Genomic DNA, 11,790 nt, shown 5'->3' with positions numbered 1-11,790 from the left:
GACGGCATCAGCGTTTCACCAGGTGGAAGCCCTGTGGTTCACTGGACGAATGCGAGGACGCACCCCGACCAGCGCGCCCGCCACGGCGGGCGAGATCTTCCGGCTGGTCCGGGACGGCGTGGCCGGGACCCGGACCGAGATCGGTCGCGAGACCGGCCTGTCCCGGACCGCGGTCGCCGCACGCGTCGACCGGCTGCTCGCCGACGGCCTGGTCACCGAGGTGGTCGGCGCCGCCGCGACCGGCGGGCGCCCCGCCGCGCGCCTGGAGTTCAACGCCGCGGGCGGCACCGTGCTGGCGCTGTCGGTCGGGGTCAGCCGGTCCAAGGCCGCCGTGTGCGACCTGTCCGGCACCGTGCTCGCCGAGGAGGTCGTGGACATCCCCGCCTCAGCCGGTCCGGAGCACCTGCTCTCCGAGGCGGTCATCCGGCTGGAGAAGCTGCTGCTCACCGCCGGTGTGGACGACGCGACGATCCGCGGCATCGGGTTGTCGATCCCGGGCACCGTGGACGGCGAGCGGGGCTGGTCGGTGGGTGTCCCCGCGCTGCCCGGCTGGGAGCGGATCGCGCTGCCGCCGCTGCTCACCGTGCGCTTCCCGGCTCCGGTGCTGGTCGACAACGACGTGAACGTCATGGCCCTGGCCGAGCACGACGCGCATCCCGACGTCGACGACCTGTTGATGGTCAAGATCGGGTCCGGGGTCGGCGCCGGGCTCGTCTGCGGCGGGGTGCTGCAGCGTGGCGCCTGGGGCGCGGCGGGCGAGATCGGGCACACCCCGGTCCACGACGGGCCGGGCATCGGCTGCGGCTGCGGGAACATCGACTGCCTGGAGGTGCTGGCCTCGGGCCGCGCCCTGGTGCGCGACCTCGCCGAGTGCGGGCAGCCGGTCACCGCGATCGCCGACGTCGTCGCGCTGGTCAAGCAGGGCGACCCGGACGCGGTGCGGCTGGTGCGCATCGCCGGGCGTCGGCTCGGCGAGGTCCTCGCCGCAGCGGTGAACCTCGTCAACCCCGCGCTGGTCGCGATCGGCGGGGACCTGGTCGGGGCGTTCGATCCGCTCGTCGCGGGCGTGCGGGAGGCGATCTACCGGCGCTCGATGGCCGCGGCCACCCAGAACCTGCGCATCGAGCCGGGCCTGCTCAGCGGGCGCTCCGGCGTGATGGGCTGCGCGATCCTGGTGCTCGACGAGGTGCTCTCCCCCGGCTCCGTCGACGCCGCACTGTCGGCCTGAGCCGCTCAGCGGTGCGGCACGCGCAGCAGGTCGAACCGCATCGCGCGGGCCAGCGTGAACCCCATCGCCTCGTAGAGCCGGATCGCGCCGTGGTTGTCGGCGGCCGTGTGCAGCACGGGGCGCTCGCCGCGGGCGACGATCCCCGCGGCGACGGCGTCGACCAGGCGGCGGGCCAGACCTCGGCCCCGGTACTGCGGGTCGGTGCAGACCGCGCTGATCTCGGTCGCCCCGGCGGCACCCTCGCCGCCGAGGCGCATCCGCTCCCCCGCCATCGCGACCAGCCGGCCGTCGTCGCGGACGCCGAGGTAGCGGCCCAGCTCGGCGGTGCGCTCCAGCCACGGCCCCGGCCGGGTGCGCGCGGTGAGATCCGCCATCGCCGGCCGGTCCGCCGGGCCCAGCTCGACGACGTCGTCGGCGGCCGCGCCCGGCACCGCGGAGCCGTTCATCTGCACCCCGGGGATCGCACGCAGCAGCTCCCAGCCCGCCGGGATCCGGGGTGGCCCGTCGGCGGCGCGCACGACGACCACCTCACCGCCCGACCCGCACAGCGCCGCGAGGTCGGCCCAGTCACCGGTGCTGCCGTGGCCGTCCCGGTCGAGCGGGAGCGCCCCGAACGGCGACACCTCCGGGTCGAAGCGCACCGCGCCACCGCGGGTCGCGCCGAAGGCGCCGAGCCGCCCGCGCAGGGTGGAGGTCACCGGGTCGTTCAGGACGGACTCGAGGCGATCGGACACGTCGGGCACGGAGGTCATCGTGCCCCGGCGCACCGGCCCCGCGGCGCGGGGGTCGGCTACCGTGCCCGCGCCCCGGACCTGCCACCGAGTCCGCCACCGAGTCCGCCAGCGATCACGCACCAGTACGACCGGAGCTGCCATGTCCATCGTCTCCGACGCCTTCACCACCCGTCACGGGGCGGCCCCGACCGGGGTCTGGTTCGCCCCGGGGCGGGTCAACCTGATCGGCGAGCACACCGACTACAACGACGGGTTCGTGCTGCCCTTCGCGCTGCCGCACCGGGCCGTCGTCGCCGCCGCGCCCGCGACCGGTGGCCGCAGCCGGGTCCGGTCCGTGCAGGAGCCCGGCGGGGCGGTGGAGTTCTCCGCGGCGTCGGTGGTGCCGGGCCAGGTCCCGGGGTGGGCGGCCTACGTGGCCGGGACATGCTGGGCGTTCCGCCAGGCCGGGTACCCGGTGGGCGAGGTCGAGCTGGAGCTGGACTCCGACGTGCCGGTCGGGGCGGGGCTGTCGTCGTCGGCAGCGGTGGAGTGCGCGGTCGGCGTCGCGCTCGCCGGGCTGGCCGGGATCGACGTCGACCCCACGACGCTGGCCCGGATCGCGCGGCGCGCGGAGAACGAGTTCGTGGGCGCCCCCACCGGCGGGATGGACCAGATGGCCTCGATGCACGGCCGCGCCGGTCGGCTGGTGTTCCTCGACACCCGCGACGACACCGTCGAGCTCGTCCCCTTCGACCTGCCGGCGCACGGCCTGGAGCTGCTGGTCGTCGACACCCGTGCGCCGCACGCACACGCCTCGGGCGAGTACGGCGCCCGGCGCGCCGACTGCGAGGCCGCGGCCGCGGCGCTCGGCGTCGCGGCCCTGCGCGACGCGGGCCCGGACGACCTGCCCCGCATCGCCGACGAGCGGATCCGCCGCCGGGCCCGGCACATCGTGACCGAGAACGACCGGGTCGTCGAGACCGTTCGCCTGCTCACCGGCGGCGCGGACCCGCGGGCGATCGGGCCACTGCTCGACGCCTCGCACGCCTCCATGCGCGACGACTTCGAGATCACCGTCCCGCACGTCGACGTGGCGGCCGAGGCGGCCCGTGCTGGCGGCGCGACAGGCGCCCGGATGACCGGCGGAGGTTTCGGCGGCTGCGTGATCGCGCTGGTCGAGGCCGACGCCGCGGTCGCGGTCGCGGCGTCGGTGCGCGAGGCCTACGCACAGCGCGGCTGGACCGAGCCGGTCGTGTTCACCGGAACGCCGTCGGACGGGGCGGGCAGGCTGGCCTGACCGCACACCCCTTCCGCCTTTCGCGGGCGGAACGGAATCGGTACAGTACGGAAGTGCCCGTCATGCGGGCCCTGGCACCGCTCGACCCGCACCCGTTCGCTTACCGAGGAGACGGCTCGTGCCGCACCCCCTTCCCGTCATGGCCCCCGCCGACGTCGTCGTGTTCGGCGGCACCGGCGATCTCGCGATGCGCAAGCTGCTGCCCGCGCTCTACCTCCGCGACCGCGACGGCCAGCTCGCCGACGACACCCGCATCGTCGCCGTGTCCCGCTCCGGGCTCGACGCCCCCGGCTACCGCGACAAGGTCGACTCCGAGCTGCGGCGCACCGCGCCGCGCTGGGCAGGCCCCGACGCCTGCGCCGACGACGCACAGCACCGCCGCTTCCTGGACCGGCTGCACCACGTGACCCTCGACGTCGCCGACGACGACTGGTCGCTGCTGTCGGACCTGATCGGGGCGCCCTCGCCGGGCCGCACCCGGGTGCTCTACCTCGCCTCCGCCCCGCAGCTGTTCGGCCGGATCTGCGTCGGCGGCGCGGCCGCCGGCATCGTCGACGAGCACACCCGCGTCGTGCTGGAGAAGCCGCTGGGCACCGACCTGGCGTCGGCGCAGGCGATCAACGACGAGGTCGGCTCGGTGTTCTCCGAGGAGCAGATCTACCGGATCGACCACTACCTCGGTAAGGAGACGGTGCAGAACCTGCTGGTCCTGCGCTTCGGCAACTCCCTGTTCGAGCCGCTGTGGAACGCCTCGCAGATCGACCACGTGCAGATCACCGTCGCCGAGTCGATCGGCGTCGGGAACCGCGCGGACTACTACGACGGTTCCGGCGCGCTGCGCGACATGGTGCAGAACCACCTGCTGCAGCTGCTGTGCCTGGTCGCGATGGAGCCGCCCGCCAAGATCGACGGCGAGGGCGTGCGCGACGAGAAGCTGAAGGTCCTGCAGTCGCTGCGGCCGCTCGACGGTCCGGACGTCGTGCGCGACACCGTGCGCGGGCAGTACGTCGAGGGGCTCGTCGACGGCACCGCGGTGCCCGGCTACGCCACCGAGCTGGCCGAGTCCCGCGCCGGGACCCCGCGGGAGCGGGAGCGCTCCTCCACCGAGACCTTCGTGGCGCTGCGCGCCGAGGTCGCCAACTGGCGCTGGGCCGGGGTGCCGTTCTACCTGCGCACCGGCAAGCGGCTCGCGACCCACGCGTCGGAGATCGTCGTGCAGTTCAAGCCGGTCCCGCACTCGATCTTCCCGGCGTTCGGCGAGGAGATCCCGGCCAACCGGCTCGTCCTGCGGCTGCAGCCCGACGAGGGCGTGCGCCTGCACATGACGGCCAAGCAGCCCGGCCCCGGCGGGATCCGCCCGATCCCGGCGCCGCTGGACCTGAGCTTCGCCCGCACCTTCGGCGACCGGCTGCCCGACGCCTACGAGCGGCTGCTCATGGACGTGCTGCGCGGCAACCCGACCCTGTTCATGCGCCGCGACGAGATCGAGGCCGCGTGGCGGTGGGCCGAGCCGATCCTGAGAACCTGGGAGGCGACCGACCAGCGGCCGCGCCCCTACAGCGCGGGCAGCCACGGCCCGGCCTCGGCCACCGCGCTGATCGAGCGCGACGGCCGGGCCTGGCACGAGGACTACTGAGCCGGGCTCAGCCGCCGATCCGCTGCACGGCGAACGTCGTGGCGGCGGTCCGGTCGCTCGCGTAGCGGTAGTGCCCCGCGCCGGTCGCCCCGCGCTGGCAGAAGTTGTCGGTGGCGATGCCACCGTCCCGCGGCGAACGGACGACGAGCGGTCGCCGCGTCGTCAGCTCCGGCAGCGGTCCGCGCTGTAGAGGTGCGAGTCCGGGAAGTGCCGGGCCGCGAGCGCCTCGCCGACGATGATCACGGCGGTGCGCTGGATGCCGGCCTCGTCGACGGCCTTGGGCATCTGCTCCAGCGTCCCCCGCAGCACGATCTCGTGTGCGCGCGACGCGTGCGCCACCACCGCGGCCGGGCAGTCACCGCCGTAGGACGGGGCGAGCGCGTCGACGACCTCGGCGATGCGGTGCACGGCCAGGTGCAGTACCACGGTGCCGCCGGCGTTGCCCAGCTTGTCGAGACCTTCGTTCTCCGGCATCGGGGTCGCGCGCGCCGCGATCCGGGTGAGGGTGACCGTCTGGGCGACCGTGGGGACGGTGAGCTCGCGGCCCAGTGCGGCGGCCGCCGCAGCGTAGGCGGGGACGCCGGGGCACACGTCGTAGGGCACGCCGGCCGCCTCCAGCCGGCGCATCTGCTCGGCCATCGCGGAGAACACCGACGGGTCACCGGAGGCGAGCCGGGCGACGTCGAGCCCGTGCCGGTGCGCGCGCACCATCTCGTCCAGGATCTCGTCGAGCGTCATCAGCGCCGTGTCGACGGTGCGGGCCCCGGGCGGGCAGATCTCCAGCATCTCCGGCGGCACCAGGCTGCCCGCGTAGAGACAGACCGGGGAGGCCGCGATCAGGTCGCGGGCCCGCAGGGTCAGCAGGTCGACGGCACCGGGTCCGGAACCGATGAAGTGCACCGTCACGGTTCGGTCCTCACGAGGGGTCCCTCCAGCTCCACAGGGTCACGGGCATGGCGGGGCGCCATCCGTGGAAGCCGCCGACGGGGACGGCGCGGGCGACCTGCACCCGCACGAGGTCCCCGCCGTGCGCGGCGTGGGCGGCGGCCAGGGCCGCCTCGGTCTGCACCGTGACCGCGTTGGCGACCAGGCGACCGCCCGGGCCCAGCGCGGCCAGGCAGGCGTCGAGGACGCCCTCGCGGGTCAGCCCGCCGCCGACGAACACGACGTCGGGTCGTTCCAGCCCGGCCAGCACGTCCGGCGCGGGGCCGGTCACCACCCGCAGGCCGGGGACACCGAGGGCCGCGGCGTTGGCGGCGACCCGGTCGGCGCGCTCGGGACGGCTCTCGACGGCGATCGCGCGGCACCGCGGGTGCGCCCGCATCCACTCGACGCCGATCGAGCCGGACCCGGCGCCGACGTCCCACAGCAGCTCCCCCACGCGCGGCGCGAGGTGGGCGAGGGTGACGGCGCGGACCTCGCGCTTGGTGAGCTGTCCGTCGTGGTCGTAGGCGTCGTCGGGGAGACCGGGCGTCTCCCCCGGCGGGACCAGCCCGGCGTCGGGCTCGCACTCGACCGCGACGACGTTCAACGCGTCCGCCTCGCCCCGCCAGGCCGCGGCGGTGGCGGACACCCGGCGCTCGTCGGGTGCGCCGAGCCGCTCCAGGACCGTCATCCGCGACCCACCCCACCCGGCGCCGGCGAGCAGCCCGGCGATCTCGGTGGGCGACCCGGCTCCGGCCGAGAGCACGACCAGGCGGGCACCCGGGGCCAGCGCCCGGCGCAGCGCGTCGAGCGGGCGGCCGACGACGCTGAGCACCGCGACGTGCTCCGATCCCCAGCCCAGGCGGGCGCACGCCAGCGCCACCGACGACGGGTGGGTCAGCACCCGCAGCCGGTCCGGTCCGGCGACGCGGGCGAGTGTGGCGCCGATCCCGAAGAACATCGGGTCGCCGGAGGCGAGCACCGCGACGCGGCGGCCGGACAGCTCGTCGAGGATCCCGGGCAGCGCCGGGACCAGCGGCGACGGCCACGCCCGCCGCTCCCCGGCGACGTCGATGGGCAGCAGGTCGAGCTGGCGGGGCCCGCCGAGCAGCACCTCGGCGTCGCGCAGGGCGTCGCGGTGGGACTCCGGCAGCCCGGCCCACCCGTCGGCACCGACCCCGACGACGGTGAGCGGATCACCCACCGGTCTTGTCCGTGACCCCGGCGGCGTCGAAGGTGGCGACGTCGGCCATCGCCCGCGCCGCGCCCTGCAGCACCGGCAGCGCGAGCAGCGCGCCGGTGCCCTCGCCGAGGCGCATGTCGAGCTCCAGCAGCGGCGCCAGGCCGAGGTGGTCCAGGGCGAGCGCACCGCCCGGCTCGGCGGACCGGTGCCCGGCCAGGCAGTAGCCGGCGACCTCCGGGGCGAACGCGGCGGCGACGAGCGCGGCGGAGCCGGCGATGATGCCGTCGAGCACCACGGGGGTACGCAACGCGGCGGCGCCCAGGACGAACCCGGCCAGCCCCGCGTGCTCCAGCCCGCCGACGGCGGCCAGCACGCCGAGCGGGTCGGCCGGATCGGGCCGGTGCCGCTCCAGGGCACGACGCACGACGTCGGTCTTGCGGGCCAGGGTCTCGTCGTCGACGCCGGTGCCGCGCCCGGTCGCGACGGCCGGGTCGGCCCCGGTGAAGGCACACACCAGCGCGGCCGCGGCGGTGGTGTTGGCGATGCCCATGTCCCCGGTGAGCAGGCAGCGGTTCCCGGCGGCGACCAGGTCGCGGGCGACCTCGATGCCGTGCTCCAGTGCCGCGCGGGCCTGTTCGCGGGTCATCGCGGGCCCGGCGGTCATGTCGGCGGTGCCGAACGCGACCTTGCGCGGGAGCAGCCCCGGGACGGCATCCAGCTCGGCGGCCACCCCGACGTCGACGACGAGCACCTCCGCCCCGAGCTGACGGGCGAACGCGTTCACCACCGCACCGCCCGCGGTGAAGTTCGCGACCATCTGCGCGGTGACCTCCTGCGGCCACGGGGTGACGCCCTGGGCGTGCACGCCGTGGTCGCCGGCGAAGATCGCGACCGCGGCCGGGGACGGCACCGGCGGCACCTCGGCGCCGGCGATCCCGGCCAGCGCGACGGCGACGTCCTCCACCCGGCCGAGCGCGCCACGCGGCTTGGTCATGCGGTCGAGCCGGTCGCGAGCGGCGGCCCGCGCGGCCTCGTCGACCGGTGCGACGGCCTCCACGGTGGACTCCAGCAGCGCGGTGGGTGCCGCGCCGGGCAGCCCGCGGGCACCCCAGGTGTCCTGGTGCACCGCCCAGTCCAGCGGGCGGCGCCGGGCCCAGCCGTGCTGCTCCAGCTCGGGCCGGTCGGGGAAGGCGTCCACGTGGCCGACGCACAGGTAGGCGACGACCTCGACATGTGCGGGCAGCCCGAGCAGCGCGCCGAGCTCGGTGAGCCCCTCGTCACCGAAGAACGACACCCAGCCGACGCCGAGGCCCTCGGCCCGGGCGGCCAGCCACAGGTTCTGCACCGCGAGCGCGGCGGAGTAGGGGCCCATCTCGGGCCGTTCGTGCCGGCCGAGGGTGTGGCGACCGCCGCGGGTGGCGTCGGCGGTCACGACGACGTTCAGCGGGGTCGCCCGGATCGCCTCCACCCGGATCGCGCGCAGCGCCTCGGCGCGGGCGGCGGGCAGCGACGCGGCGTAGCGGTCGCGCTGGGCGGAGACCAGGGCGTGCACGCGCTCGCGGACCGCCGCGTCGCGGACCAGCACGAAGTCCCAGGGCTGGGAGAACCCGACGCTCGGAGCGGCGTGCGCGGCCGCCAGGACGCGGGTGAGGACGTCGTCGTCGACCGGGTCGGGCCGGAAGCCGGTACGGACGTCACGGCGGGAGTGCAGGACGTCGTAGAAGTCCGTCACGTCGGCATTCCTCCTGCGGTACACGGCACGGCGACGGATGAGACGACCACACGTCCGTCGAGGTGGTCAACTGTCCCGTCGGGTCGGTCGGGCACCTCACATGCGGCGTAGGGCATGCTCGACGACCGTGCTCTGCCCCTGCGGTACCGGCCGCCCCGAGGACACCTGCTGCGCCCCCGTGCTCGCCGGGCGCCCCGCCGCCACGGCGGAGGCCCTGATGCGCAGCCGCTACACCGCCTTCGTGCGGGGCGACCGCGCGTACCTGCTGGCATCGTGGCACCCGTCGACGCGACCGCGGCGGCTGCGGCTGGAGCCGGGGTCGGTGTGGGCGGGGCTGGAGATCGTCGCGCGTTCGGGCGGGACGATGTTCGAGACCGAGGGGACCGTCGAGTTCCGGGCCCACCGGACGGACGGGGTGCTGGCCGAGCGCAGCCGGTTCGTCCGGGAGGACGGGCGGTGGTTCTACGTCGACGGGGACGTCGGTTAGGCGCCGCCTCATCAGGGCCGCCTCATCAGAACTGGGGACTCCGTGCAACGCGCCGGACGCGACCGTCGACATGCCGTCCGAACGGACCAGTCGGGAACGGCCGGACGGCGGAGATCGGGAGACCATGAACGTGCAGCAGTGGGAGTCCATGTCGGAGCAGGAGCGCCACGAGTGGGCCCGCTTCCGGGAGTGGCAGCACGCCCAGTCCCGGGGCGCACAGCCCCGGGTCGCCCAGTCCCGGGGCGCACAGACCGCGATCCCGCAGCCACGGGCTCCTTGGGCCGCTGCCGTGACGCCGGGCCATGTCCAGCTCGGGTCCCGGACCTCCCGCCGTGTCCTGGCGGCCGCCGCGGTCGCGGTCGTCCTGGCCCTCGCGACCGGGCTGCTGCTCGCCCTGGCGGGCGTCTCGACCCGGAGCATCACCGGAGTCATGACGGTCATGAACGGCACGAGCTCGCTCTACTCGAGCTCGTCCTACGGTTCCTGCCGCCTGTCGAGCGGCTACGACGATATCGTCGCCGGGACGGCGGTGACCGTCCGGGACTCCGCCGGCAGGATCGCCGGCGTCGGTGCTCTCGGCAGCGGGACGGGCAGCAGCTACGGCTGCACCTTCTCCTTCGTCGTCGACGACATACCGGCTTCGGACTTCTACACCGTGGAGGTCGGCCATCGCGGTGAGGTGACGTTCACCGACGCCGCCGTCCGGAACGGGGACATCCAGCTCTCCCTGGGATGATCCCTGGCCATCGAACACCTCGGGCCCGACCCACCGTGGGCGCCCGACCCACCGTGAGCGGCCGGGCGTCGTCGCGGCTAGCGTGCCGGGACGTGGACCACTCCCCGTTCGGCGACGACCCCACCGGCGGACCGCTGGACGGCGTGCTGGTGGCCGACTTCTCCCGCGTGCTCGCCGGGCCCTACGCCACGATGATGCTGGCCGACCTCGGCGCGACGGTGATCAAGATCGAGGGCCCCGGCGGCGACGACACACGCACCTGGAAGCCCCCGGTGGTCAGCGACCCCGAGCAGGGCGAGATCTCCACCTACTACCTGTCCACCAACCGGAACAAGCGGTCGGTCGTCCTCGACCTGACCGACCCGGGCGACCTCGCGGCGGCACGGGAGCTGGCGCGGCGGGCCGACGTCGTCGTCGAGAACTTCCGGCCGGGCGGTGCGGCACGGTTCGGGCTGGACCACGACAGCGTCGCCCGCGACAACCCCGGGGTCGTGTACTGCTCGATCACCGGGTTCGGGGCCCGCGGCGGCGCCCACCTGGCCGGCTACGACCTGCTGGTCCAGGCGGTGTCCGGGCTGATGAGTCTGACCGGCGACGCCGACGGTCCCCCGTTCCGCGCGGGGGTCGCGGTCTTCGACGTCCTGACCGGGCTGCACGCGGCACTCGCGGTCAGCGCGGCGCTGCGGCACCGCGAGCGGACCGGGCAGGGCCAGCTGCTCGAGACCAACCTGCTGTCGGTCGCGATGTCCACCCTGGTCAACCAGAGCGAGGCCTACGTCGCCGCCGGCGCGGTCGGCCGCCGGATGGGCAACGCCCACCCCAGCGTCTTCCCGTACCAGCCGATGCCCACCGCGGACGGCGACCTCATCGTCATCGCCGGCAACGACGGCCAGTTCCGCAAGCTCGCGACCGTCCTCGGCGACCCGGCCATGGCGCAGGACCCGCGCTTCGCGACCATGTCCGACCGGATCGGCCACCGCGAAGAGATCGAGCAGCGGCTGCGCGCCCGCCTCGCCACCCGCACCGCCCAGGAGTGGTACGACGCGATCACCGCCGCCGGCGTGCCCTGCGGCCCGATCAACACCGTCGACGGCGGTGTCGCCCTCGCCGAGGAGCTCGGGCTCGACCCGGTCGTCCGGGCCGACGACGCCGCCGCGATCCCGACCGTCCGCAACCCGGTCGGCTGGTCGGCCACCCCGCCGTCCTACCGCCGCTCTCCCCCGCCGCTCGGGGCCGACTCCGCCGAGGTCCGGGCCTGGCTCGACCGCGACGGATGACGCCGGCATCGGATAGCGTCAGTATCCACAGCCCGCCGCACGAGGGAGTGGACCGATGGCGCCCCACACCCGCACGACCAACCAGCCGACCGAGGACCAGGTCGTCGTGTTGCTGATCGGATGCGCTTCGACCGGGCCTGGAAGGTCCGGGCCTGGCTCCCGGTCGTGACCGCGATGGCCGGGATGCTGCGCGAGCTGGAACGCGAGCCCGCCCACGGGCTGCTCGGGACCCGCTCGGGGATCGGCCCCGGCGGTCCGCTGCTCGTCCAGTACTGGCGCGACCAAGAGTCCCTCTACGCCTATGCGAGCGACACCACGGCGACGCACCGGCCGGCCTGGGCCGCGTTCAACCGGCGGGCCCGCCGCTATCCCGGGGCCGTCGGCATCTGGCACGAGACCTTCGTCGCCGGGGAGTTCGAGACCGTCTACGGGGACATGCCGGCATCGGTGCCGGCGAAGGCGCTGGGGGTCCAGGAGGTCGACGCCGCGACCGACGACGGACGCCGCAGGCTGGACGCCTCCCGGCACGCCACCTGACCCTCCTGTTGCGACCCGCAACACCCCGCCGGAGGATCAG

The 11,790-nt window shown here is 75.2% G+C and carries 11 protein-coding genes; 7 read left to right on the top strand and 4 right to left on the bottom strand.

Annotated elements, in window-relative coordinates; genetic code table 11:
- Nucleotides 1–49 precede the first annotated feature (49 nt).
- Nucleotides 50–1,228, top strand: coding sequence for an ROK family transcriptional regulator (locus XF36_RS09800; RefSeq protein WP_060711752.1), 1,179 nt, complete (start codon nucleotides 50–52; stop codon nucleotides 1,226–1,228).
- A gap of 5 nt (nucleotides 1,229–1,233) precedes the next feature.
- Here the strand turns inward: XF36_RS09800 and XF36_RS09795 are convergent, their stop codons facing one another.
- Complete coding sequence (locus XF36_RS09795) at nucleotides 1,234–1,971, bottom strand: GNAT family N-acetyltransferase (RefSeq protein ID WP_349675548.1); 738 nt, start codon at nucleotides 1,969–1,971, stop codon at nucleotides 1,234–1,236.
- A gap of 130 nt (nucleotides 1,972–2,101) precedes the next feature.
- Between XF36_RS09795 and galK the strand changes: the two genes are divergently transcribed.
- Together galK and zwf are read left to right on the top strand one after the other, a co-directional pair.
- Nucleotides 2,102–3,238 carry a galactokinase gene (gene galK / locus XF36_RS09790; protein ID WP_060711751.1) on the top strand — a complete coding sequence of 379 codons (1,137 nt, stop codon included), beginning with the start codon at nucleotides 2,102–2,104 and terminating at the stop codon, nucleotides 3,236–3,238.
- Nucleotides 3,239–3,356: 118 nt separating this feature from the next.
- Nucleotides 3,357–4,874: a glucose-6-phosphate dehydrogenase gene (zwf, locus tag XF36_RS09785; RefSeq protein ID WP_202968503.1), complete on the top strand. Its 1,518-nt coding sequence runs from the start codon at nucleotides 3,357–3,359 to the stop codon at nucleotides 4,872–4,874.
- A 162-nt stretch (nucleotides 4,875–5,036) separates the two neighbouring features.
- Here zwf and cobM read toward each other — a convergent pair whose 3' ends face one another.
- The 3 genes from cobM to cobT are packed head-to-tail and all read right to left on the bottom strand — an operon-like array spanning nucleotide 5,037 to nucleotide 8,713.
- Complete coding sequence (gene cobM / locus XF36_RS09780) at nucleotides 5,037–5,780, bottom strand: precorrin-4 C(11)-methyltransferase (RefSeq protein ID WP_060711749.1); 744 nt, start codon at nucleotides 5,778–5,780, stop codon at nucleotides 5,037–5,039.
- Between the two features lie 10 nt (nucleotides 5,781–5,790).
- The gene (locus XF36_RS09775) at nucleotides 5,791–7,002 is read right to left on the bottom strand and encodes a bifunctional cobalt-precorrin-7 (C(5))-methyltransferase/cobalt-precorrin-6B (C(15))-methyltransferase (RefSeq protein ID WP_060711748.1); all 1,212 of its coding nucleotides are present in this window, start codon (nucleotides 7,000–7,002) and stop codon (nucleotides 5,791–5,793) included.
- Nucleotides 6,995–8,713: a nicotinate-nucleotide--dimethylbenzimidazole phosphoribosyltransferase gene (cobT, locus tag XF36_RS35170; protein WP_202968502.1), complete on the bottom strand. Its 1,719-nt coding sequence runs from the start codon at nucleotides 8,711–8,713 to the stop codon at nucleotides 6,995–6,997. The genes XF36_RS09775 and cobT overlap by 8 nt, the downstream gene beginning before the upstream one ends.
- 100 nt (nucleotides 8,714–8,813) lie before the next feature.
- Between cobT and XF36_RS31470 the strand changes: the two genes are divergently transcribed.
- The 4 genes from XF36_RS31470 (at nucleotide 8,814) to XF36_RS09750 (ending at nucleotide 11,750) form a co-directional block, all read left to right on the top strand.
- Entirely contained in the window at nucleotides 8,814–9,200 is a 387-nt protein-coding gene (locus tag XF36_RS31470) for a YchJ family protein (RefSeq protein ID WP_060711746.1), read from the top strand.
- 124 nt (nucleotides 9,201–9,324) lie between these two features.
- Nucleotides 9,325–9,936, top strand: coding sequence for a hypothetical protein (locus XF36_RS09760; RefSeq protein WP_060711745.1), 612 nt, complete (start codon nucleotides 9,325–9,327; stop codon nucleotides 9,934–9,936).
- 92 nt (nucleotides 9,937–10,028) lie between these two features.
- Nucleotides 10,029–11,213, top strand: a complete 1,185-nt coding sequence (locus tag XF36_RS09755; RefSeq protein WP_060711744.1) for a CaiB/BaiF CoA transferase family protein — start codon at nucleotides 10,029–10,031, stop codon at nucleotides 11,211–11,213.
- Nucleotides 11,214–11,333: 120 nt separating this feature from the next.
- Nucleotides 11,334–11,750, top strand: coding sequence for a DUF4188 domain-containing protein (locus tag XF36_RS09750; protein WP_060711743.1), 417 nt, complete (start codon nucleotides 11,334–11,336; stop codon nucleotides 11,748–11,750).
- Nucleotides 11,751–11,790: the final 40 nt, after the last annotated feature.

Origin of the sequence: Pseudonocardia sp. HH130629-09 (genome assembly GCF_001294645.1) — a bacterium.
Lineage (GTDB): Bacteria > Actinomycetota > Actinomycetes > Mycobacteriales > Pseudonocardiaceae > Pseudonocardia.
This window is presented reverse-complemented; position numbering and strand designations above follow the sequence as displayed.